Source organism: Bacillus pacificus (genome assembly GCF_020861345.1).
Taxonomy (GTDB): domain Bacteria; phylum Bacillota; class Bacilli; order Bacillales; family Bacillaceae_G; genus Bacillus_A; species Bacillus_A pacificus.
The window spans coordinates 3,690,137-3,714,291 of the sequence record NZ_CP086328.1; the positions used below are offsets into that span (position 1 = coordinate 3,690,137).

The 24,155-nt window shown below is 36.2% G+C and carries 26 protein-coding genes, 2 riboswitches and 2 other annotated features; of the genes, 4 read left to right on the plus strand and 22 right to left on the minus strand.

Features of this window, described 5'->3' with window-relative positions:
- Window positions 1-38: 38 nt before the first annotated feature.
- Window positions 39-890 carry a YhfM domain-containing protein gene (locus LMD38_RS19125; RefSeq protein ID WP_000782993.1) on the minus strand — a complete coding sequence of 284 codons (852 nt, stop codon included), beginning with the start codon at window positions 888-890 and terminating at the stop codon, window positions 39-41.
- Window positions 891-998: 108 nt separating this feature from the next.
- On the opposite strand from LMD38_RS19125, the gene LMD38_RS19130 reads away from it, so the two are divergent.
- Window positions 999-1,775, plus strand: coding sequence for a class I SAM-dependent methyltransferase (locus LMD38_RS19130; RefSeq protein ID WP_062821843.1), 777 nt, complete (start codon window positions 999-1,001; stop codon window positions 1,773-1,775).
- A gap of 39 nt (window positions 1,776-1,814) precedes the next feature.
- Here the strand turns inward: LMD38_RS19130 and LMD38_RS19135 are convergent, their stop codons facing one another.
- On the minus strand, window positions 1,815-2,024 hold the full coding sequence (locus LMD38_RS19135) for a hypothetical protein (protein WP_062821844.1): 210 nt from the start codon (window positions 2,022-2,024) through the stop codon (window positions 1,815-1,817).
- A gap of 270 nt (window positions 2,025-2,294) precedes the next feature.
- Window positions 2,295-2,553: a binding site (T-box leader), on the plus strand.
- A gap of 57 nt (window positions 2,554-2,610) precedes the next feature.
- Here LMD38_RS19135 and brnQ3 point away from each other — a divergent pair.
- A complete protein-coding gene (brnQ3, locus tag LMD38_RS19140) occupies window positions 2,611-3,966 on the plus strand; it encodes a branched-chain amino acid transport system II carrier protein BrnQ3 (RefSeq protein WP_061183996.1) in 1,356 nt (451 codons plus the stop codon).
- Between the two features lie 23 nt (window positions 3,967-3,989).
- Here the strand turns inward: brnQ3 and LMD38_RS19145 are convergent, their stop codons facing one another.
- The 9 genes from LMD38_RS19145 to gltP form a co-directional block, all read right to left on the minus strand.
- The gene (locus tag LMD38_RS19145) at window positions 3,990-4,328 is read right to left on the minus strand and encodes a DUF3922 domain-containing protein (RefSeq protein WP_370530097.1); all 339 of its coding nucleotides are present in this window, start codon (window positions 4,326-4,328) and stop codon (window positions 3,990-3,992) included.
- A gap of 55 nt (window positions 4,329-4,383) precedes the next feature.
- Window positions 4,384-5,016 (minus strand): response regulator, encoded by a 633-nt coding sequence (locus tag LMD38_RS19150; protein WP_000598709.1) that lies wholly within the window; start codon window positions 5,014-5,016, stop codon window positions 4,384-4,386.
- Complete coding sequence (locus tag LMD38_RS19155; RefSeq protein WP_000744320.1) at window positions 5,013-6,068, minus strand: sensor histidine kinase; 1,056 nt, start codon at window positions 6,066-6,068, stop codon at window positions 5,013-5,015. The genes LMD38_RS19150 and LMD38_RS19155 overlap by 4 nt, the downstream gene beginning before the upstream one ends.
- Window positions 6,068-6,808 (minus strand): cell wall-active antibiotics response protein LiaF, encoded by a 741-nt coding sequence (gene liaF, locus LMD38_RS19160; protein ID WP_000716091.1) that lies wholly within the window; start codon window positions 6,806-6,808, stop codon window positions 6,068-6,070. The genes LMD38_RS19155 and liaF overlap by 1 nt, the downstream gene beginning before the upstream one ends.
- Before the next feature lie 106 nt (window positions 6,809-6,914).
- Window positions 6,915-7,577 (minus strand): PspA/IM30 family protein, encoded by a 663-nt coding sequence (locus LMD38_RS19165; protein ID WP_061183995.1) that lies wholly within the window; start codon window positions 7,575-7,577, stop codon window positions 6,915-6,917.
- A gap of 50 nt (window positions 7,578-7,627) precedes the next feature.
- Window positions 7,628-7,984, minus strand: a complete 357-nt coding sequence (locus tag LMD38_RS19170; protein WP_000808648.1) for a lmo0954 family membrane protein — start codon at window positions 7,982-7,984, stop codon at window positions 7,628-7,630.
- A gap of 228 nt (window positions 7,985-8,212) precedes the next feature.
- Window positions 8,213-9,529, minus strand: coding sequence for a Na+/H+ antiporter NhaC family protein (locus tag LMD38_RS19175; protein ID WP_000665478.1), 1,317 nt, complete (start codon window positions 9,527-9,529; stop codon window positions 8,213-8,215).
- A gap of 94 nt (window positions 9,530-9,623) precedes the next feature.
- A riboswitch (SAM riboswitch) is annotated at window positions 9,624-9,729 on the minus strand.
- A 120-nt stretch (window positions 9,730-9,849) separates the two neighbouring features.
- Window positions 9,850-10,368, minus strand: a complete 519-nt coding sequence (locus tag LMD38_RS19180) for a ribonuclease FAU-1 family protein (protein ID WP_000824671.1) — start codon at window positions 10,366-10,368, stop codon at window positions 9,850-9,852.
- 66 nt (window positions 10,369-10,434) lie between these two features.
- Window positions 10,435-11,706, minus strand: coding sequence for a glutamate/aspartate:proton symporter GltP (gene gltP, locus LMD38_RS19185; RefSeq protein WP_062821845.1), 1,272 nt, complete (start codon window positions 11,704-11,706; stop codon window positions 10,435-10,437).
- A gap of 498 nt (window positions 11,707-12,204) precedes the next feature.
- Between gltP and LMD38_RS19190 the strand changes: the two genes are divergently transcribed.
- Together LMD38_RS19190 and LMD38_RS19195 are read left to right on the plus strand one after the other, a co-directional pair.
- Complete coding sequence (locus LMD38_RS19190) at window positions 12,205-13,476, plus strand: murein hydrolase activator EnvC family protein (protein WP_000726431.1); 1,272 nt, start codon at window positions 12,205-12,207, stop codon at window positions 13,474-13,476.
- Between the two features lie 101 nt (window positions 13,477-13,577).
- The gene (locus LMD38_RS19195) at window positions 13,578-13,739 is read left to right on the plus strand and encodes a hypothetical protein (protein WP_001095994.1); all 162 of its coding nucleotides are present in this window, start codon (window positions 13,578-13,580) and stop codon (window positions 13,737-13,739) included.
- A 182-nt stretch (window positions 13,740-13,921) separates the two neighbouring features.
- Here LMD38_RS19195 and LMD38_RS19200 read toward each other — a convergent pair whose 3' ends face one another.
- The 11 genes from LMD38_RS19200 to lysA form a co-directional block, all read right to left on the minus strand.
- Complete coding sequence (locus LMD38_RS19200) at window positions 13,922-15,277, minus strand: sodium-dependent transporter (protein ID WP_016716991.1); 1,356 nt, start codon at window positions 15,275-15,277, stop codon at window positions 13,922-13,924.
- 111 nt (window positions 15,278-15,388) lie between these two features.
- Window positions 15,389-15,637, minus strand: a binding site (T-box leader).
- 61 nt (window positions 15,638-15,698) lie between these two features.
- Window positions 15,699-16,316 carry an NAD(P)-binding protein gene (locus tag LMD38_RS19205; RefSeq protein ID WP_227585574.1) on the minus strand — a complete coding sequence of 206 codons (618 nt, stop codon included), beginning with the start codon at window positions 16,314-16,316 and terminating at the stop codon, window positions 15,699-15,701.
- Window positions 16,291-17,046, minus strand: a complete 756-nt coding sequence (locus tag LMD38_RS19210; RefSeq protein WP_000644352.1) for a sirohydrochlorin chelatase — start codon at window positions 17,044-17,046, stop codon at window positions 16,291-16,293. Before LMD38_RS19210 ends, LMD38_RS19205 begins: the two co-directional genes overlap by 26 nt.
- 1 nt (window position 17,047) lies before the next feature.
- Window positions 17,048-17,824: a uroporphyrinogen-III C-methyltransferase gene (gene cobA, locus LMD38_RS19215; protein ID WP_061183993.1), complete on the minus strand. Its 777-nt coding sequence runs from the start codon at window positions 17,822-17,824 to the stop codon at window positions 17,048-17,050.
- Window positions 17,825-17,910: 86 nt separating this feature from the next.
- Window positions 17,911-18,111 (minus strand): DUF3906 family protein, encoded by a 201-nt coding sequence (locus tag LMD38_RS19220; protein ID WP_000366912.1) that lies wholly within the window; start codon window positions 18,109-18,111, stop codon window positions 17,911-17,913.
- Window positions 18,112-18,121: 10 nt separating this feature from the next.
- Window positions 18,122-19,744 carry a nitrite/sulfite reductase gene (locus tag LMD38_RS19225; protein ID WP_000119632.1) on the minus strand — a complete coding sequence of 541 codons (1,623 nt, stop codon included), beginning with the start codon at window positions 19,742-19,744 and terminating at the stop codon, window positions 18,122-18,124.
- An 11-nt stretch (window positions 19,745-19,755) separates the two neighbouring features.
- Entirely contained in the window at window positions 19,756-20,349 is a 594-nt protein-coding gene (cysC, locus tag LMD38_RS19230) for an adenylyl-sulfate kinase (protein ID WP_061183992.1), read from the minus strand.
- A gap of 12 nt (window positions 20,350-20,361) precedes the next feature.
- Window positions 20,362-21,498, minus strand: coding sequence for a sulfate adenylyltransferase (gene sat, locus LMD38_RS19235; protein WP_016716989.1), 1,137 nt, complete (start codon window positions 21,496-21,498; stop codon window positions 20,362-20,364).
- Window positions 21,499-21,536: 38 nt separating this feature from the next.
- The gene (cysH, locus tag LMD38_RS19240) at window positions 21,537-22,241 is read right to left on the minus strand and encodes a phosphoadenylyl-sulfate reductase (RefSeq protein WP_016716988.1); all 705 of its coding nucleotides are present in this window, start codon (window positions 22,239-22,241) and stop codon (window positions 21,537-21,539) included.
- Between the two features lie 86 nt (window positions 22,242-22,327).
- Window positions 22,328-22,471, minus strand: a complete 144-nt coding sequence (locus tag LMD38_RS19245; RefSeq protein ID WP_000116161.1) for a YezD family protein — start codon at window positions 22,469-22,471, stop codon at window positions 22,328-22,330.
- A 72-nt stretch (window positions 22,472-22,543) separates the two neighbouring features.
- Window positions 22,544-22,652, minus strand: a riboswitch (SAM riboswitch).
- Between the two features lie 117 nt (window positions 22,653-22,769).
- Window positions 22,770-24,086 (minus strand): diaminopimelate decarboxylase, encoded by a 1,317-nt coding sequence (gene lysA, locus LMD38_RS19250; protein WP_061183990.1) that lies wholly within the window; start codon window positions 24,084-24,086, stop codon window positions 22,770-22,772.
- Between the last annotated feature and the right edge of the window lie 69 nt (window positions 24,087-24,155).

The following is a 24,155-nucleotide window of genomic DNA, read 5'->3' on the forward strand; positions in this document are numbered from 1 at the left end:
TATAGAATTGAGGAGTTTATCTCGAATAACGTTTCACCTTATCTTTGTAAATTCATTTTTTCACCATAATCTTTAACAATTTGAATAATATTTTGAAAAACACCTATTTTTTCTTGTTTACTATTTAATATTTTCAAATCATAATTTTCATAATATGTTTCTAATGACTTTAATTGTGATTCTGAAGCACCTTGTACCGGAACAGTAGCATGCAATTCATACTGTTTATATCCTTCCTTTACCTTTTCTCCTAAGATTTTTCCACTCTCTTTTGCTCCAATTAATTTTTGAACTTTTTCTGGAAAAATGACCTGCAAATAGTATTCTTGTTCCTTCTCTAACTTGTTGTATAGTGATTGTGAAATCGTATACCGTACTGTATAATTCACTTTTTGATCGCCCGCTTTAATATGGAACGCGGTAATCTGCAAATCTTTTTTTGTTACTTCCGTTAAAGGACCTGCCTGTGTTTCATCTTCTTTTTGTTCTGATACATTTGGAAATATAGCCAAAAGCTTTTCTGTATCTTTTTTATTCAGCATATACATAGCTTTCTTATGTTGTACCCATCCTCGTCTGTCTTCTCCTCTTAGCCATGCATAATACGTTTCTTTCTTCCCATCTCTACTAATTTGTATTTCATATTCAGGTTCACCAAAGCTACCTGTTATTTCTTGTTTCTCAGCTTTATCTATAATGTCTATTACTACCTTAGCTTCTGATTCCTGTAACTTTTTCTCTTTATGTTTTTTTTGTATAACGGTTACCTCTATTGTTTCTTTCACTTCATTCACCGTCTCTTCCACTTTTTTTGTTTCTTTTTTTTGCTCAACTTGACTACAAGATGCTAGTAACATAACAAATAACAGCAATACATATTTCATTTTCAACTTAATCCTCCTTTTACAATAAGAAACTCTTATAATCTTCATACAAAAAACAAAAACGTGACACACTATAAAATACGCTATACTAAGCATTGAAAGGAGGTCTTTTTCATGTCCATTAATTTTCACGATGCAAATAATAAATACACATACGCACAGCGAAACGCCCATATTTCTTGGAGAGAAATGATAAAAAATATTACAGACGTACAAAATAAACGAATAATTGATATCGGCTGTGGTGGCGGGATTTATACGAAAGAACTTGCTCTTATGGGAGCAGAAAGTGTTGTTGGGCTTGATTTTTCAAAAGAAATATTACAGGCTGCAAAAGAAAATTGTAGCGGATTTTCAAACATTTCTTTCATTCAAGGTGATGCACATAGCGTCCCATATCCTAATGATACATTCGACATTGTTATTTCGCGCGCAGTTATTCATCATTTACAAGACGTTCCTACATTTCTACGTGAAGCTTCTCGTATATTAAAGAAAAACGGTGTACTTATTGTACAAGACCGAACTATTGAAGATTGTACGATCCCTGGAAGTCCCGAACACATCCGTGGATATTTTTTCTCTATCTTCCCAAAACTCATTGAAATAGAATCAAAAAGACGTCCAAAAACCACCACGATACAGCAAGAATTACAAAAATATTTTCTTCACGTTTTCCCGACTCAAACACAATGGGAGATACGAAAAATACATGGTTCTGTACAGGCATTATTGCAAGATTTATCACCTCGAACAGGCCGATCCATTCTATATGAACTAACAGATTATGAACTTTCTCAACTTCTACAACAAGTAAAGACCGCCTTACAAAACGTCTCTCCTATTATCGAAAGAGATCGTTGGACCATTTGGAGCGCCATGAAGTTGTAAGGAAGGAAGCCTCACAAAATAATGTGAGGCTTCCTTCTTTCATAATCTAATTTTGCAACACTCTTGATATCCTCCACTTCTGGCCTGTGCACTTCCACACTTCGGACATACTAAATATCTAGACTGATTTGTCAACAAACTACCTTTTTGAAAGAGTAAAACTTCTGCTTGTTTAAACGAACGCGAATAATATAACCACATAAAAACAATTATAGCAATAATGCCAAATAATACTCCCATCGCAAGCATTTCAGTCACCTCTTTTGGTTTGTTCTTTCCAGCAAGTGGATTGTTGTATTATTCTCTCTAAATTCAAACAATCCCTTCTTTACTCCTATAAATATCAACTTTCTCTATAAATTTTACAATTCTCCGCAAATTTTTACTTCTGTTTTACAATTCAATTTACATCAACTATTCATTCCAAAACAAATAACATTTCCGCATATATATATTTTATTAAAAAATATATTGACTTTCTAAAAAAAAAATGTAACAATACTTTCAGAATACTTGAATAAAAATTCATTGACGAGAACGAGTACGTTATAGGACTGTCCCCCAGAGAGTTGGCGATTTGCTGAAAGCCAACGTTCAGTGCGTAGCCGAAAATCATCTCCGAGAAGTAGAACCGAATGTTATAGTAAGTTCTTACCGGCTGTCCCCCGTTACAAGGAACACGTATCATGTTGTACGTTGCAGAGCCGTATACATATAGAATTATTTCTACATGTATAAATTAGGGTGGTATCGCGGGTAAATATAACTCGTCCCTTTCTTTAGGGACGAGTTTTTTGTGTTCTTACAAATGAATTTTAAAAAAGGAGGAAAAACAATGAACACTGTATCAAAAAAACATATTTTTTTCACGGGTCTTATGCTATTTTCTTTATTTTTTGGGGCAGGTAATTTAATTTTCCCTCCCATGCTTGGACAAAATGCAGGCGAAAACTTTTGGCCGGCAATGATTGGATTTTTACTAACAGGAGTCGGTTTACCACTACTAACAGTTATCGCAATTTCTTTATCAGGAAATGGTATGCAGCAACTTGCAAGTCATGTTCACCCATTATTCGGAATATTCTTTACGGTAGTTGTATACATCGCCATTGGTCCTTCTATGGGTATTCCACGCGTTGCAAATGTCGCTTATGAAATGGGCGTTAGTTCTTTCTTACCAGAAACGATTCGCTCTAGCAGCCTAGCACTTTTTGCATATACAATCATCTTCTTTGCTATCGTATATTGGCTGAGTTTGAATCCATCTAAACTTGTAGATCGTATCGGAAATATATTAACACCTATTTTATTACTCTCTATTTTCTTATTGTTTGTTAAAAGTGTATTTACACCACTTGGACAATCAGGACCTGCAATGCAAGAGTATCAAACTTCTCCGATTTTCAAAGGCTTTATGGAAGGATACTTAACGATGGATACCATTTCAGCACTTGCATTTGGCATTATCGTTGTAAATACCATTCGCTCTAAAGGTGTAAAGGATCGTAAATCCATTGCCATCGCAACAGCCAAAGCTGGACTTATTGCTGCTACTGGCCTCGTACTTGTATATGGTGCGCTTGGCTGGCTCGGTGCAACTAGTGTCTCGCTCGGATATGCAAAGAATGGTGGACAATTACTTACTGTGATCGTACAACAATTATTCGGTCCATATGGTCTGCTTTTATTATCTCTTATCGTTACACTCGCTTGCTTAACAACATGTGTTGGACTTGTATCTGCATGTAGTCAATATTTCTCAACATTATTGACTAAATTTTCATACAAAACATTCGCAAGTATCATTTGTGTATTGGGATTATTAGTTGCCAACTTAGGTTTAACAAAAATCATTTCCATCTCTGTTCCAATTTTACTTGTTGTATATCCAGTTGCGATTGTACTTGTTCTACTATCGTTACTGCATAAATATTTCGGTGGATATCGCTCTGTTTATGTAGGTGCTTTAATTGGCGCAGCAATCGTAAGCGTATTTGATGGATTAAAACAAGGTGGTATTTCAGTTTCATTTATCACATCATATTTTGAATTTATCCCTTTATATAATGAAGGAATAGGTTGGCTAGTACCTGCATTAATCGGAGCTCTTATCGGCCTTACAATCGCTAAGCTAAGCGGCGCGAAAAAAGTTCCCTTACTCACCGAATCTCGTGAAATAAAAGCATCCTAAAAAACTCCCGAAAGGGAGTTTTTTTACATTTGATAAGCAGTATGATTAAAACTGCTTATTTTATACGCTTTCGTATAATAATCGATATTTGTATCCACTGTTTCTACTTTGACAACATCGTAGCACTCTTCTTGCTTTATTAAAAATAAATAGTACTCTTCTGTCGCCTCAACAATTGCAATTTTATCTGTTTCAACATTATATTGTTCACAAAGCGCTTGTAATGCGTTCACATAATCCCCTAGTTTTTTAGACTTATCCATACCGAATATAGTTTGAACTAGCATATACATTCTCCCCTTTGTATGTACTGTTAACAACTTAATGATAACGCTTACATTTATTGGCGTCAATAAAAAGATTTTGTACAAACTAATAACCAGTGGGGACCACCCCACTGGTTAAAATTTCACTTTATCATTTCGTCAATTGATGTCGAAACGCATAAATAACCGCCTGTGTCCGGTCACTTACATTTAGCTTATTTAATATATTGCTCACATGTGTCTTTACTGTTTTGAGGGCAATAAACAACTCGTCTGCAATCTCTTGATTACTTTTCCCCTCTGCAATTAATAACAAAATTTCAGACTCTCTTTCTGTTAACTCCTCATGCAAAGGTTGTTCTTTCTTCTGACGCATACGAGACATCATTTTACCAGTAACTTTCGGCTCTAATACCGTTTCTCCATCATAAGTAGCTCGTACAGCGTCTGCTATATCACTCGCTCTTGATGTTTTTAATAAATAACTTGTCGCTCCGGCCTCAATAACAGGATACAATTTCTCATCATCTAAAAAGCTCGTTACAACTACAATTTTTGCTTCTGGCCATTCTTGAATAATAGCACGTGTTGCTTCAACACCATCCATCTCATCCATGACAAGATCCATCAAAATAATATCCGGCCTTAATTGCAAAGCTAACTCTGAACCTTTTCTTCCATTTTCAGCTTCTCCAACTACTTCAATATCTGGCTGCGTTGATAAATATGCTGATACACCCATTCGAACCATCTCATGATCATCCACTAGTAATACTTTAATCATGATTCTCCCCCTCTCTCAATCATAATCGGTACTTTTACTTCTATTTGTGTACCTTTATTTGGAAAACTAAGTACCTTTAATGTCCCACCAATTTCATGAACACGCTCTTGTATTGACCTTAATCCGTAAGAACCAGCCTTATTCACTCCTACTTTAAAACCTACACCATCATCAATAATTTTCAATATTGCATATTGATCAATTTTTCGAAGACGCACTTCCGTTTTCTTTGCCTTCGCATGACGTAAAGTGTTAGATAGCGCCTCTTGTACAATGCGGAATAAGTGATCTTCTACACCTTTTTTTAATTGAATCGGTTCAATTAACCATTCAATTTTCATATGTTGCTTTCTAGATAGTTCTGTTAATAATTCTTCTATACCTTCTGTTAGTTTCTTACCTTCTAACTGTACTGGGCGTAAATGAAGAAGCAATGCTCTCATTTCTGACTGTGCATTTACAACCATATTTTCAACGAGCTGTAACTGCTTTTTCGTCGTTTCTGGAAATTCAGCTACTTGTTCATTAATAGCCGACATCATCATCGACATTGCAAAAAGCTGCTGACTTACAGAATCATGCAGCTCCCTCGCCAATCGATGCCTTTCTTGGGAAATCGCTTCTTGTCTCATCTCTTCATTCCAATGAGCTCGTTCATTCGTTACCTTTTGAAAGAGTCCAGCTTGCTCCTCTAATCGACGAGCCAGACCGATTACTTTTCGTTCCACTTCATGAAATTCATCATCTGCAGTAAACGAAACATCACTCGGAAAATTCCCTCGCTCTACTTCAAATAGAAACGTATTTAATCCTTGTATACGCTGCTCTATATAGTAACCGATTGCATATCCTACAATCCCCCCGATAAGTAAACTTGTAGTCATAATAAACAAGCCAATTGGAACAGAAGCGATGGATTCCTTCCATAATAAATCATATACTTGTTGCTCGCTTTTCCATACATATACAATTGTACAAATGAGTGCGATACTAACTGAGGACAACATAGAATAACGAATATACATCCACGAAATATTTTTTTGTTTCTTCATTATACTTTCCTCACTTCCGTATCGCCTACGACAAGCGAAGAAATAATTTTAATACGACGAGGAGCCTCTTTATACTGCTCTGTTCTAAATGTAACATTGCGGTTAAACCCTGTCTCCTCATGACCTGGCAAGAGCACACGTCCGACAATAACAGAATGATTTAAAGACAGTTCAATATCATATGGCACATATAAACGAATATTACCAACGACACCCCGAATAACAATTACCGTTTCTCCTTCTGGAATCATAGCAGTTGTTAAATCTATTTCCACATCACAAGCACCATATTGAACATTAATATCCTCAAGTTCATAAATATGATCCATCATTCGTACATTGCCTACAAACATATTTTTTAAATATGGTTCTGTACGATATATTTGCTTCTCTTCGTCTATAATCCCTTCTTCTTTAATTTCAACCTTCATTGCTTTTTGCTGATGCCCTTGTTGAATCAATTGATAACCAATTAAAGCTAAACAAGCAAATACGACAAGAACAAATGCTGCTGATGAAAATAAGAAGAATAAAAATACGATACCACCGACAAATAAAAATACATTTCCCCGTACATAACGATTCTTTTTACGATAATGCCTTCCAAACATAAGCATAATAAATGCAAAAATGAGACCACCTGGTTCAAAATGTCCAAGTATCATATCAAGAAAAAGACCGAATCCAAATATGATGAGGAGCATCCCCATTAATTGTGTCTTTGAAAAATGTTTCTTCATTTCAGCTCCCCCCTTCTTGTCACATATACATAGAAGAAAAGGCATTGCTTTCCAACACCTTTTCTCCTATCACTATATCATAAGCCTGTTTTATAATATACTACTATTATTTTGTTAACTCTTTCGCTAACGATACATCATTCTTTTCTTTCATTTCACGCTCCAGCTTTGCAATCTTCATATCAAATGTGTCACGTTCATGCTCCTCGTTCATACGAGTTTCTAAGTCGCGAATATGATCTTCAATTTCTTCAAAGCGTAAGAATGGATTATTTTCATCCATTTTATGCATCGCAGTATTCATACGACGATTTGCATGTGCCATATTTTCACGTGCCATTAATTCCATACGTTTTGCGTGCATTTCTTTTAATTTATTTTTCATTTCAGAAAGACGACGCTCTAGCTCATCAATTTGTTCTACAACACCTGCATACATTTCTTCTAATCGAGTTACTTGCCCTTCATAATAAGCTACTTCTTCTAATGCACGCTCATGTAGTTGTAGTTCGCCTGCTTCTTGAGCGATGATCGCTTGCTTAGATCTTTTATTCACGAAATAACGTGCTTGCTCAAGCTCACGAGCAAAGTTAGATTTTAATGTTTTATGACGCTGAATTAACTTCTCAATTTTTGTTATTTCACGCTCACTATCACGTAAATATTGGTTTAACATAGCAATTGGGTTTTTTCTTTCTTTCTCATCTAACACATTATGAAAATCTGCTAAAATTGCATCGCGTACACGTCCGAATAAAGATTGTTTCATTATAATCTTCCTCTCTTCTACTTTATAAATTTGATTTGATTGATTTTATATTAGTTTTTCATTAACTTGTTCCACTCATCTTCAAAGTTGCTATATGGTTTAGAACTTTCTGGAGCAGAATCAACAACTACATCTTTTTCTTTTTTCCACTCACGGTATCCGTAGTATAAAACTACTAATGCTGCTATACCGATTAATGCTGGGGAATGAGAAAGGGCGATGGACAAGCCGATCAAACCAACAATACCCCAAGCTAACTTTCCAAAAAATGATTGTGCTCGCACAAATGATTTATAGCTCCAGTACACAACTCCTGCTCCGATTGCGAATCCTACAATACCAGCAAGACTACCAAGAGCAATTAAAGCTAAAATACCAGCCGCGATAAACGCTAGAAATTGTTTCATCTTGTGCTTGCCTCCCTTCGATTTGATACTCTTATCTTAACTATTTTTTCTTTTTTCCATAACGAGCTTAAGAACCGTTTTTAACTCAGACTTAAGACCGAGTTGCATTCAGCCTTTTGTAAAAACATACGGTAGCATGGGATCGTTCACTCTTTTCCCGCACATAAAAAGCCGTACAGAGAACATTCTCTGTACGGCTTTCGTTACTTTTCATACACTTCATTTTCATTATGCTGTTTTATGATACTCTTTTTTTTCCGCTACTTTAGAAAACCTCGGGAAACCAATTAATATAGAAATGATTCCACATACGCCAACTAAGATTGGATAAAACGCATATGGTAACAGTTCAATTGGAGATAACGCCGCAAATCCTGCTGCTGTTAACATTTGCGCACCATACGGAATTAACCCTTGCACACAGCACGAGAAAAGATCTAATACACTCGCTGATTTACGAGGATCAATTTCATATTGATCTGCAATGTTTTTCGCAAGCGGACCTGTAAAGATAATAGAAATGGTATTATTCGCTGTACACATATTCGTCATACCTACTAAACCAGCTATACCGAACTCTGCTCCTTTTTTTGAACGAATGTTACGCGTTAAAATATTCATTAAATATTGAATGCCACCATTATATTGAATCAATTCGACCATACCGCCAATTAAAATAGCAAGTAATACTAACTCCATCATACCGCCCATTCCAGTCGTTACACTTTTAAAGAAACTCTCTAACGTATAACTTCCATCTAAAAGACCGATAACCCCAGATAGTACAGTTCCACCAGTTAACACGATAAGTACATTCCAACCAAGTAGCGCTGTAATAAGTACTCCTGCATACGGTAAAATCTTTATCCAGTCAAAGCTATGCGTTTTAATCTGCGTATCGCTTCCTAAAGTAATGATTACTAATAGTACAATTGTAATAATAGCTGCTGGTAATACAATTAAAAAGTTCGTTTTAAACTTATCTTTCATTTCTGTTCCTTGTGAACGTACAGCTGCGATTGTTGTATCTGAAATAAATGATAAATTATCACCAAACATCGCTCCGCCAACAACAGTAGCCATCGTAAGTGCAATTGAGATATCAGTTTGCCCACTAATACCTACAGCAATTGGTGCTAATGCAGCAATTGTTCCCATTGAAGTTCCCATCGCTAATGAAATAAATGCTCCTATAACGAAAATGCCAGCTACGATAAATCCTTGTGGTAAAATCGATAACGCTAAGTTAACTGTAGAATCAACGCCACCCATCCCTTTTGCTGTTTCAGAAAATGCTCCTGCCAGTACAAAAATCAGAACCATAATCATAATGTCTGGGTTCCCTGCACCTTTAGCAAATCGTTCCACTTTTACATGAAAACTTTCTTTACGATTCATTGCTAAAGCGACTCCTACAGCAATTGAAATTGCTACAAGTATCGGCAATTTATAGAAATCACCTGTAATAATTCCAGAACCAATAAATAGCGCCAAAAATATCCCAAGTGGTAATAATGCCAAACCATTTCCTCTCGTTTCTTTCAAAGTACCATCTCTCCCTAGTTTCAACCTTTTTCTAATGAATAACAAAAGACCTCTTCCAACGAGAAGAGGTCTTATACATCTATAAGAAACGCTCTTCTCATCTTTCAAGCATATGCTTGCTGGATTTGGCACAGCACTCTGAAATCGAGTCCGCTGCCGAGGCATCGTAGGGCCAGTCCCTCCGCCTCTCTTTATAAGAAGGTTTCATATTTATTTTTTAATAATAATTTCTTCCCTAACTTTACTCGCTTACAAAACAAAAGTCAATTATTTTTTGTATAGATTTTTTTGGTAATTATACAAAAATTTGAATACAATAATCATTTTAACTTTTTGATTTCTTCTTCCAATATTGAAATCCAATAAAATTCACTATTTTTTATTGCAGCTATGATCCATTTCGTAGTGTACCAAGCTAACTCATACTCTTCTTTTGTAACATCGCCACTTTTATAAGCATCCTCTAGCTCATCTTCATCGAGTACATACATTTTACCATTCGGTAATAACACTACATCTAAATATAAATCATCAAAATATGGTAAGCCACAGTCATCTATTTCATATTCTTTCGCCACATCGATATAATATTGCACTAATTTTTTCTGATCATCTAACATAGCTGTAATCGCAAAGTTTTTCCCATCTATGAAATATTGAATCCACGTATACTGATTACCAGCAATACAAAGTTCCTTACCATCATATGCTTTAAAACTAGGTTCTCTCACCTTTTTTATTTCCAGTATTCCTAGCATTCCTTCTTCTATTTGCTTAACAGTATAATCCCTCTCTATTAGTCGCTTCCACGAAGAACCGTCACCATATTTACGTTTCATTTCGTCTGCTCCCTTTCTATATAGAAAAGCCCCCACATATTATGTGAGAGCTTGTTCAAATTATAATTAAGCTGCTTGCTTATTAGAAATTTCTTTCAAGTAGGCTTGTCCTTTTTCAGCGTCATACTGACCTTCCCACTTAGACATAACTACAGCTGCTAAAGAGTTACCTACAACGTTAACTGCTGTACGGGCCATATCTAAAATACGGTCAATACCAGCAATAAAGGCTAAACCTTCAGCTGGAATACCTACTGTACCAAGTGTCGCTAATAATACAACGAATGATACGCCAGGTACACCCGCAATACCTTTTGATGTAAGCATTAATACAAGTAATAATGTAATTTGTTGTGTAATAGATAAATCAATACCATACATTTGTGCTAAGAAAATAGCCGCAATTGCTTGATATAAAGTTGATCCATCTAAGTTAAATGAATAACCTGTCGGAATAACAAAAGATGTAATTGCCTTTGGACAACCAAACTTCTCCATTTTCTCCATGATTTTTGGTAAAACTGTTTCTGAACTTGCTGTAGAGTACGCTAAGATCAGTTCATCTTTTAAAATCTTAAAGAATTGGAAAATGTTAATTCCAAATATTTTCGCTGTAAGTCCTAATACGACTACAACGAAGAAAATCATTGCCCCGTATACTACAATTAATAATTTCCCTAATGGAATTAATGAAGAAAGACCAAATGTAGAAACTGTAACTCCAATTAGTGCAAACACACCAAATGGTGCAAATTTCATAACTTGATTTGTTACGTAAAACATTGCATCAGCTACACCTTGGAAAAATTGAAGAACCGGTCTTCCTCTTTCACCAATTGCTGCTACACCTAAACCAAATAATACAGAGAAGAAGATAATAGCAAGCATATCTCCGTCAGCTAATGACTTTACAATGTTTGTTGGAACAATATTTACAAATGTATCTGCAAACGAATGACTTTGCACTTGCTCTGTCGTATGTGTATATTTCGAAATATCTGTCTTTGTTAACTGCTCCATATTTACGCCTTTTCCTGGTTGGAAAATATTCGCAATTAATAGACCGACAATAATTGCAATTGTTGTAATAATTTCAAAGTAAATAATTGTTTTTCCGCCTAGTCGACCTAATTTTTTAACATCGCCAACACCAGCAACCCCAACAACAATACTCGCTACAACAATCGGTACAACGATCATTTTAATTAATCGGATAAAAATATCACCAATTGGTTGTAAATAGCTCACCACTGCCGGATTGCCAAAGAAAATCGCCCCAACTGCAATACCTAGCGCAAGACCAATTAAAATTTGCCATGCAAGTCCTATTCTTTTCATATTTGTTGTAACCCCCTCTTCGATGTTTCACTCTATCTCTCATTCTATCTATCTCTATAAAACTTGAAATTAAGAGTATTACATATTATTCGACAATTCACTACATTTTGTCCCTGTTAAAAATCATAAATCAAAATTTAAAATCTGACAACAAAATAAGTTTGCCCGAACGCAAATAATTTTCTTGACAAAAATAAAACCCATGTCAGAAAACCTAACATGAGAACGATTCCTTACCAGTCTTTTATTAAATGTATAACTAATATTTCACTACATAAAACAATTTTACTTTTTCCTTTATTTTACAAGGAACTCTAAAAATACACCCTTGTTACACAAATATAAAAAATGCATCTGCAGTGAAATTTATCGCTGAAAAATGATAAATTCCGACAAAACTTAGTAATTTTATAAAATTTTCTTTACATTATGGTTACAACGATAGACACTCTTCTTCTTATGATATATAACATTCATAGGGAAAGGAGCCAGACAACCATGAAAAAGAAATTTGTAGCGTTCAGCGTTTTAGCAGCAGGAACGATTTTCGCTTCCCCGTTACTTTCACCCGCATACGCTGAAACGAATCAAGATAAATTATCTAATATTCAATCTGAATTAGAAGGAAAACAAAATGACTTACAAAATAAATCAGCCGAGAAAGAACAAATAGAAAAAGAAATTCAAGAATTACAAAAAAAAATCGACGATTTAACTACTTCTATTAATAAAAACGAAGCTGAATTAAACGATACAAAAAAAGAAATTAGTAAAACACAACAAGTAATTACTGAAAAAAAGAAACATATAGAGCAATTACAAACAAACATAGATACACGTCAGGAAGTTATTAAGCAACGACTGCAATCTATGCAAGAAAAACCTCGCACAAATATCATTACGGAAGTATTAACAAATTCTGCAAACATTGCTGATCTTGTTGATAATATGTACTCTGTCAGTTTAATTTTAAACAACGATACTGATATTGTGAAAAAACAAACAAATGACCAAGATGCTGTGACGAAAGAAAAAGAGGCTGTTGAGAAAAAAGAGCAACAACTGAAAGAATCCGAGCAAAAATTAGAACAAAAACAACAAGAATTACAAAACAACCAACAACAGCAACAAACTCTTATTAGCGATCTACATACGAAAGTAGCAAAAGTAGATTCAGAGATTGAAGGATTAGAAGAATCTAAAGGCATTTTAGAAAATCAGCGTCAAGCTGTTCAAAAGGCAATTGAAGAAGAAAAACGCGCAGAAGAAGCTCGTAAAGCCGAGGAAGCTCGCAAGGCGGAAGAAGCTCGTAAACAAGCTGCTACATCTGCTCAAACAGCTCAAGCGGCCCCAACACCACACGATACAAACATCGGTGGATTTATTAAACCAGCAGCTGGATCAAAAACTTCTGGTTTTGGCGTGCGCTCTATTGATAACCATAAAGGAATCGATATCGCTGCTTCAGGAACTGTTCCAATTATTGCCGCTGCAGATGGCGTTGTTATTCGCTCAGAATTATCATCTAGTTACGGAAATGTTGTGTACTTATCTCACCGTATTAACGGAAAAACATATACAACAGTATATGCTCATATGAGTAGCCGTTCTGTATCGAATGGACAAACTGTAAAACAAGGAACTCAACTTGGATTTATGGGGAATACCGGCCAATCATACGGACAACATTTACACTTTGAACTTCATCTTGGAGAATGGAATGTCGGTAAGACAAACGCAGTTGATCCATCTCCTTATATCGGATTATAAAAAAACTCGGTGCATACCGAGTTTTTTTATTTCCCCTTCACACACTATAGGCATTCCACATAGACTACAACTAAATGCCTATAGTTTACGGGGTGAATTATATGAATACACAATTACAACAAGAAATACAAGAAGCTAGAGAGACTTTTATTGGCCGGATATTTACATTTGGCGGCTCAGTTTTATTTTTAATCGGATCATTCCTCGCAGTCGTCACAGCCTATAAAGCATATAATCGTTTATTAAATACACCTACAACATAATAAAAAGACGGAGATTTCTCCGTCTTTTTATCCCACTTTAATGGGCAGTAAGACCCCCACCTCAAAATGCAGCGAAAGCAAAGAAGTTAGGTGGGGGGCGGCTGCCCATTAAAGTCCGATTGGTGAGGGATGATAATCAGTGCGGGATGAAGAAAACCCCCACTGATTAAAGTTTCACTTTATTATGCAAACATTTTAAATACGCCTATCACATTTAAAAATACAATAATTACGGTTACTGGAATAACATAACGAAGTAAGAAGAACCAAATATTAAATAATGTTTTCCCTTTCGTTTCCGTAACTTCTAATTCTTTCATTAACATTTCTTTACTCATTTTATTTGGTACGAATAGCGAAATAGCTAGTACCCCTAACGGCAGCAATACGTTACTTACTGAGAAGTCGACTAAATCAAAGAATGTTTTCCCAAATATTTTCACATCACTCATAATACCAAACGATAATGCTGACGGAATTCCAACCGCAAAAATTAGAATACCAATTAATAACGATGCTGACGGACGCTTTTTCTCGTTATCTTTCGCAACAGATGCTACTACAATTTCAAGCATGGAAATCGCAGATGTTAACGTTGCAAAGAAGAATAACACCAAAAACATAATGAAGAAAAATTGTCCAAATGGTATTTTCGCAAATACCGCTGGAAGGACGATAAATAGTAACCCCGGTCCTTCAGTCGGCTTAACACCTAATGCGAAAATCGCCGGAAAAATCGCTAATCCTGCAAGTACTGTAATAAAAACAGTTAAACTTACAATAGATGTTGCTGATTTTGCTAAATGTTCTTCTTTCTTCAAATAGGAACTATACGTGACCATTACTGAGGCCCCAACTGTTAGCGAGAAGAATGATTGTCCCATCGCGTATAAAATCGTATCTGCTGTCAGCTTTGAAAAATCTGGTTTTAAGAAGAACTCTACCCCAGCAAAAGCACCATCCAGTGTTAACGCACGAACAATAATTGCAATAAACAAAATAAATAATAGCGGCATCATATACTTACTTGCTTTTTCTATCCCTTTCTCTACACCTTTACTTACAACAAAAATCGTACAAAGCATAAAGACAAATTGCGCTCCAATCGCGCTTACTGGATTTGAAATCGTCTCACCGAATAATTGCCCATAATCAGTCACTCCATTCCAGAAGCTTCCTGTCACACTATAGTATAAGTAAAGTAAAATCCATCCACCTACAACACTATAAAAAGATAGTACACTAAAACAAGTAACAACTCCCATGCGACCAATCCAAGGATATACCTTGCTATTTGGCACTAATACTTTATACGCTGTAACTGCCTCTTTTTGCGTACTACGCCCAATAACAAATTCAGCTAAAAGGAGTGGCATACCTATAAATAAAGTTAATAGTAAAAATACAAGGAAGAATGCGCCTCCCCCGCCATTACCTGCAACATATGGAAATTTCCATATTGCACCAAGACCTACTGCGGCTCCGGCTGCTGCGAGTACAAAGCCTATTTTCGACGTCCATTGCTGTGTTTCTTTCATCATAAATTCTCCTTTTCTGAATTTTTAAACTTTTATTAATTATACACTTTCATTTCATACTCGCACACCTCCTTTAGAAAATAAAAAAGTCCCCTACACGCAAATATGCATGTAGAGGACGATATATGTAATGTTAATACCGTGGTACCACCTCAATTGGATTGATAAATCCCACTTGTTCAAGTACAGGAAAAACTCCGATACTCTATCCTTTTAACGGCGGAACCCGGGTTGCCTACTACAATGTTCAACATACCTCTCGCAAGCCCATTCTGTATATTTTATCGTACCGGGCTCACACCTTACCCCAGCTCTCTGAACGTATCAAATATACATACTCTTCTTGCTCATCGATTTCATCTATTGAAGTTACTTGTGATTATAAATTATATTCTTATAGTTGTAAAGTACAATTTATTTATTATCCTATATGAACTCTTCTCTCTAATTCTTGTAAAAACAATTCTCTTTTTTGTTCATTTTGAACATATATCGACTTCAATACCTCTTGCAACAATATATTTCTCTCTCTTTTCTCTATTTGTAATTCTTTCACTTTTATTCTAACTTCGTATAAAAAATCAAGATACGATTCATACGTCTCATCATATTTATTTGCGATATCATCTCGAATTTTTTTTGCAAGTTTCGGACTCGCTCCTCCAGTAGAAACAGCTATATTAAGTAGCCCACGATGAAACGCCGCCGGAAAATGAACATTTCCACTTTCCGGATTCGTAATAACATTTACCAGCTGATTTTCTGCCGTATCTTCAGCAACCTTTTCATTCAATACGGCATCACTACTCGCTGCTACAACTAAAAAAGCACCATTAATATCACTTTTTTCATACTCCCTTTGATACCAACGAATTTTCTTTTCTTCTACAAGTTTCACTAAATTCGCATCCAATTCAGGACTTACCACAACTATATCTGCACCTTGTTTTAGTAAAGGAATAATTTTAAATCCCGCGACTTTCCCTCCACCAACGACAACAACACGTTTCTTCTCAACTCGCACTGTAAGTGGATACATATTGATCTCCCTTCAATAATTTCTTCGTTTTCTGAATTAACATATACTGAAACGCTTCATTCTTTCCTAAATACGGACTTATTTTTATCTCATCTAGCTCATATTGGCGCACTTCTTTTTCAATATGTTTCATAAGTAAACCTGTAAATAACAAGTAAGGTAGCACAACGATATTCTTTTCTTTTCGTTCTACAACTTCCTTTAACTTCTCCTCAAATTTCGGCTCGGCAGCCGCTAAGTAACAAACTTCTACTTTCTTAATCTTCTCTTCCGTTTGAAATAAAGAAGCAATCCAGTTTATATCTTTTAATACTTCAGGATCACTGCTCCCTCTTGCAACGAGAAGTAACGTCACTTCATTCTTATCTTCCTGTTCAATGCCACTTCCGCTATACACTGATTTTATAAGTGCTTCTGATACACCAAATGGATTACCATAGGTCACTTTTATACTTGGATATTGATTATTTAACTTTTCCAATTCAAACGGGATATCTTTTTTCACATGACCTGCCGCTAATAAAAAAACTGGAATAATAATAATCTCTGTAGCACCACGCTTCACACATGTACGGAACCCTTCATCAATAGTTGGACTCGCTAACTCTAAAAAACAAATTTCTTGAATACTTGCCTCTACACGGTTCATACATGACGTAATAAATGCAACCGCTTCTTCTTTCGCTGCTTTCAAGCGACTTCCATGACATATATATAAGATGGCTTTCATTTTATAACACTCCACTTACTTGATACGTACTTTCTGTCTGTTTCTCAAACCAATGGATTTTTTCTCTAAAACGGACGACTTCTCCAATTACAATCATGCTTGGATTTTGAATTTGTTCTTTTTTCGCAACATCTACAATTGTTCCTAACGTCCCAACAACTGTACGCTGCATAGATGTCGTTCCCCGCTCAATAATAGCAGCAGGCGTACTTTTATCTTTTCCATGCTTTATCAGTTGCTCACATATGTAGGGTAAATTGCTAACCCCCATATATACAGCTAAAGTCTCTACACCTTTCGCTAAATTTCCCCACTTCACATCCTCTTCAGCATCTTCTTTTCTATGCCCTGTCACAATAGCAAAACTTGCACTTGCATCACGATGTGTCACTGGAATACCAGCATAAGCAGGAGCAGCTATTCCAGCTGAAATACCAGGAACGATTTCAAACGGTACACCTTGCTTTGCTAACGCTTCAGCTTCTTCTCCTCCTCTACCAAATACAAATGGATCGCCACCTTTTAGCCTCGTTACAACTTTTCCTTTTTTCGCATATTTAATAAGAAACGTGTTAATTGTCTCTTGCTTCATCGTGTGATAATTTGGTAGTTTTCCGCAATAAATTAAATCCGCTTCAGGCTTTGCATAAGAAAGCAATTCTTTATTCACGAGACGGTCGTATAAAATAACATCTGCTTTCTCAATGCATTTCAATCCTTTTACAGTAATTAAATCTGGATCACCAGGGCCCGCTCCAACGATATATACTTTTCCCATCATCTCTCCTCATTTCTACTATTAAAGTGAAACTTCCATCCTTATATAGGAATGGAAGTTTTCATTTCTTAATATTTCAATGTTCCTTACTCATGAATAACAAAGGCTGCGCTTTTTCGAATCTTCTTTTTTTCAAATAAAGCAATCTCCTTTACTTCTGGTAACGGTAAAAAATGTTTTTCAAGCTCAATCTCCGCCATCTTAAATGCCTGTTCTTCACTTTCAGCAACAACAACAATCGGAACAATGCTATTCACTAATACCGCTTCAAATCGATATAAATCCATATTGCCCCTCCTAAGACGCTATTACTTCTTCTAACACGTTATTTAACGCTGTTTGTAATGTCTCTACACCAACACGGCCTACAAAATCATAAAACGTTTCAGCTGGTAATTTATTTTCTTTGAAATAACTTATAAATGATGCGAGTACATCAGGTAGATCCTCGCCATCTATTTTTCCTTTTAACTTTTGATTATAAGCACCACCATCTAACAGCGTTCCACCTACATATATTTCAAATGCTTCAACAATTCCTTTTTCCTTCGTTTTCATTTTCACACCTTGCAATCCAATGTCAGCAATTTGACGTTGACCACATGAATTCGGGCATCCTACCATATGAATACGAACCGGAACATCGAGTGCCATTTGTGTATCTAAGTATTCGGCAATTTTTCGTAATCTTTCTTTCGTTTCTACTAATGCAAGATTGCAATATTCAATACCAGTACAAGAAACCGCGTGACCAATAAACGATTTCGGATTTGCTGATATCGCTTCAAACAACGGCTCATTTAGCAAGCCAGTTACATTTTCTGGCGGAACATTCGGAATAATGAAGTTTTGTGAATTACATGTACGAATTTGTCCATTTCCATATTGTTTAGCAATTCTTGCAATCTCAAACATTTCTTCTGCATGTAGGCGTCCTACTGGCACATTAAAACCTACATATTTTAGTCCATCTTGTTTTTGGTCTTGGACACCATAAAAGTATCCCGCATTCCAGCCTTTAAGAGCACTTTCTCCTTTACTTTGTAATGGTCCTGTATATTCTATTAGTTTCTCTTTAAACTTCTCTGCTCCCCAGTCTGCAACAAGAAATTTCAAACGGGCTAAATGACGTTTTTCACGATATCCAAAATCACGGAATATCGTAGCAATCGCAATTGCTACCGCCTTCACTTCTTCTGGTAAAACGAATACATCTAATTCATCAGCTAAATATGGACGGGCTGATAACCCACCGCCTACTTTTATATGAAAACCAACTTTTTTCTCACCATCTATTTCTTTCGTTGCAGGTGTAAATGCAACACAGTTAATCTCTGCGTTTGCTGAATTATAAATGTTAGAACTAATAGACATTTTAAATTTACGTGGTAAGTTAGAAAATTCTTCATTATGTTGGAAATAATCATATACCTCTTTTACAATGCCAGTTGTATCAAATAGTTCATTTGCATCAATACCAGCAAGTGGATTCCCCGTAATATTACGCGTTATATCACCACACGCCCCAGCTGAAGATAACCCAACCCTTGCTAATCTTTTAAAAATATCTGGAATTTGATGAATTTCTAACCAATGAAACTGAATTGCCTGTCTTGTCGTAATATCTATTACGTCACGTCCATAATCCTCAGCGATAGAAGCAAGCACTTCTGCCTGTGCATTCGTAATAATGCCAGAAGGGATATTTACACGCATCATAAAATAACCAGCTTCCTTCGGTCTTTGTAAGTACAACCCTGCCCATTTGAATGCGTCCCACTCTTCTTTCGGAATAGATTCGAAGCCATTCTCTGCATAGTAAGGAATATCATTAAAGATTTCCAATCCATCTTTTTTTAATTTATTTTTCTCAGTTTGATTTAATTTTTCATTGTTAGCCCATACTTTTTCATAACTCATTTTTTATCCCCCTATATAAAACTACGCTCTTGTAAGTACTTCACGATTTGTTCTGCACATTCTTCAATAGAATACTTGTGCGTTTCTACAGTTAATTCCGCTTGCTCTGGTTCCTCATACGGTGAATCGATACCTGTAAAATCTTTAATATCACCTTTTCTTGCTTTTTTATAAAGTCCTTTCGGATCACGTTTCTCACACTCTTCCATTGGACATTTTACAAACACTTCTATAAATTCATCTGCAGCTAATAGATCTCTAACTTGGTTTCGGTCTACTCGAAACGGTGAAATAAACGCTGTAAGAACAACAGTCCCTTGATCTACAAATAGCTTCGCTACTTCGCCAATTCGTCTTATATTTTCCATACGATCACTTTCAGAGAAACCTAAGTCTTTATTTAAACCGTGACGTATATTATCTCCATCAAGTACATAGTTTCCAATATTCTTTTCAAATAGTTTACGAGCAACCGCGTTCGCTACTGTAGATTTACCCGAAGCTGATAAACCAGTAAACCAAATGACAAAACTATGATGCCCATTCTTCACTCTTCTCTCATCTTTTGAAACAGAAGCTGTATGCCAAGTAATATTCGTATCCATCTCATTCTCTCCCTATTCTGTTACTACTTCTTTTTTCAAACCTTTAATTAGTACCTCTACTACCTCTCTACGACTAAATGTACTTGGCGGAACCTCACCGTTTCTTAATAGTTCTCTTACTTTCGTACCAGATAAGATGACATGATCCTCTTTTCCATGCGGGCATGTTTTCGTTGAAGCCATCGCTTCACATTTCGTGCAGTAAAAACTATGCTCAAAAAATAACGGTGTAATCCCTAACTCTTCTACTGTAAAGTTTGTAAAAATTTCTTGTGCTTCATAAGTACCGTAATAATCTCCTACTCCTGCATGATCGCGTCCTACAATAAAGTGGGTACATCCAAAATTCTTTCTGACTAATGCATGGAATATCGCTTCCCTCGGTCCTGCGTAACGCATTGCTGCAGGAAATACACTTAAAAAGACACGATCTTTCGGATAGTAGTTTTGAAGTAATACTTCATAACTTTCCATTCTTACATCAGCAGGAATATCGTCCGACTTCGTTTCCCCAACGAGCGGATTTAAAAAGAGGCCATCTACAATTTCAAGAGCAGATTTTTGAATATATTCATGAGCACGATGTACCGGATTTCTCGTCTGGAATCCAACTACTGTTTTCCAACCACGTTTTTTAAATTCTTCTCTCGTTTCAATTGGATCTAAATGATAAGAAGGAAACGGATTATTTTCAAAACGTTTCGTCAGAACAATAGCTCCTCCGACGTAAACGTTCGGTCGTTCGTATAATTTTTTCACTCCTGGATGAGCCTCATCCGTCGTTTTATACACTAGTAACGCTTCTTTTTCCTTATCAGGCACAAAAATATCTTCTATTTGAATGACACCATATACATTTCCACCGTTAACAAGTTTTACTTCCTCTCCAACTTTTAGCGTCTCTGCTACCTCTTCTGTTACTGGTAATGTAATAGGTATACTCCAAACACTTCCATTATTTAAACGAAGCGTTTCTACAACCGAATCATAATCTTTCCTTCCTAAAAAACCAGTAAGCGGGCTATATCCCCCTGTCGCTAATAGTTCTAAATCACTTAATGCAATGTTGTCTAGCCCAATTTCTTTTTCAATTTGTGATACGTCGTATGTCTCGTCTATTCGATTTATTAATCCGTTTCTTGTACTCATTTTCTATACCCTCTCTTAGCTTTATTTTCAAATTCACCTTATTGATAATGAAGGCCACATTCAGTTTTTACTTTCCCGGCCCATCTACCATCTCTTGAATCGCCACCCTCTCCTACAGGTAACGTACACTTCTCACACCCAATACTTGGATATCCAATGTCATGTAATGGGTTATACGGCAAACTATGTTTGTATACATATCGCCATACCTCTTTCCACGTCCAATGAATGAGCGGACAAACTTTAATAGATCGAAAGCGATGATCTTGATTTATAAACTTTGTATGCTTACGGGTTTCTGATTGTTCCCTCCTCAGTCCCGATATCCACGCTTTTTCATTCGCTAATGATTCTTCTAAAGGCAAAATTTTTCTAATCTTACAACAGAGATTAGGATTGCTCTCCCATAGCTTGTCACCATGCAATCCGGCTTGTTCATCAAGTGTAAGTTTTGGCTGTTTTTCTATAATATTTAATGAAGGAAATCGTTCCCGCACTTTTTGAATTAATTCATATGTTTCTTGAAAATGTACGTTAGTATCTAAAAATACAACTTTAGCAGATGGATTTACTTGGTTAATAAGATGCAGCAGTACCATCCCTTCCACTCCGAAGCTACATGCGTATACAATTTCACTTTTATATTCTTTATAAGCCCAACTTAATACAGATAACGCGCCTTTCGTTTCATCTTCTTCTGAAAATGAAACATCATTTTCTTCCCACGTTTCATACGTCAACATGTTTTTTCCCCCTGTAAAAGCAAAAAGACGGTTTTAACCTAATGAAATAGGTTAAAACCGCCTCTAGTTTTTCTAGTCAGCGCTTTTTACTTTAAACGTACTTTTTCACTTTTCTCTAATTGAATGACTTTTCCATCTTGCACAACAATTGTAATTGAACCATATTTCATATCAGCAAGCATCGCTTCAATTTTCTCAGATACTTCCTCAAAATGTTCCCGTACGCTCACGCGAACAGCCCCCCTTTTTATTCATAAAAAAAATCTTTCCCATTTCGAAAAGACTGTTCGGTAATATATTTTACCTTATCTTTCAAAATGGATTCCATTTTGCTGGATTTAGCACCTTGCTTTCTATAAGCAGGTTGCCGAGCTTCGCCGGGCCAGTTCCCTCCGCTTCTCTTGATAAGCTTTGTATTTGTATTTTATCACAATTCTGATTTTTTTCAATCCTAGTTTTCCGATATATTTTAATTATTTTATTTTATAAAAAAGGAATTGCCCATCCGAACAACTCCTTTTTCCTCATTTAAACAAGTTCTTTAATACGTATGCGATCGTTCCCAATAATATTTTCATATGTTTCGCGCTCTACAACAATTTGTGATGTACCACCTTTCGCGAAGACGACAGCTGGTCTACGAATCCGATTATAATTATTCGCCATCGAGTACCCGTATGCCCCAGTACAAGAAATTGCTAGTAAATCCGCAGAAGCAACTTTCGGTAGATTAATATCCCAAATTAACATATCTCCACTCTCGCAGCATTTCCCTGCAATCGAAACAACTTCCTCGTTCTCATCATTCCCTCGATTCGCTAACATCGCTTCATAACGAGCGTTATATAAAGCAGGTCTTAAGTTATCAGTCATCCCACCATCCACTGATACATATTTCCGAATACCAGGAATGTCTTTCACAGATCCGACTGTATAAAGTGTCGTTCCAGCATCCCCTACAATGCTACGACCTGGCTCAACCCATATTTCTGGCAATGGATAATTACATACTGTAAATTGTTCTCTCACTGCACTTGTTACAGCTCGCACATACGTCTCAAGAGTTAATGGTGCATCGGACTCTGTGTAGCGTATTCCGAATCCTCCCCCTACATTTAGCACTTTTACTACATAGTTTGTTCGCTCTCTCACTGCTTCTAAAAATTGACGAAGAACTTCAATCGCTCGCACAAAGCCAGCCGTTTCAAATATTTGTGATCCGATATGTGAATGAATTCCTAACACGTTATAATTTGATTTTTGTAAAGCAAGCTCAATTGCTTGCATCGCTTGACCATTTGACACGCCAAACCCAAATTTTGAATCATCTTGACCTGTTGTAATATATTCATGTGTGTGCGCCTCTACTCCGGGCGTTACACGAATTAATATGTTCACAAATTTCCCATGTTGCACTGCTAAATCATGCAAAATTTCTAATTCTAAGAAGTTATCTACGACAAAACAACCAATATTCGCCTGAAGAGCCATCACAATTTCTTCATCTGTTTTATTATTACCATGAAAATGAATGCGCGATGCCGGAAATCCTGCTTGTAGTGCAGTATATAATTCTCCTCCAGAAACAACATCTAATGACATATTCTCTTCACGAGCTACTCGGCACATCTCCATGCACAAGAACGCCTTGCTTGCATATGCTACTTGATAAGAGAACCCACTTTCTTTAAAAGCACGATGAAACGCGCGGCACTTTCCTCGAATTGACTCTTCATCGTATACATAAAGTGGTGTTCCGTATTGTTTTGCTAGCTGCGTCGTGTCGCACCCTCCAATTTCTAAGTGTCCTTGCCCATTGATTCGGCTTGTGCCGTGTAAATACATTTGAATTCCTCCCTTATTTCCTCTAAAACTCATAACCCCAATCTTCTATTCATTGCAGCACGCTTTTAG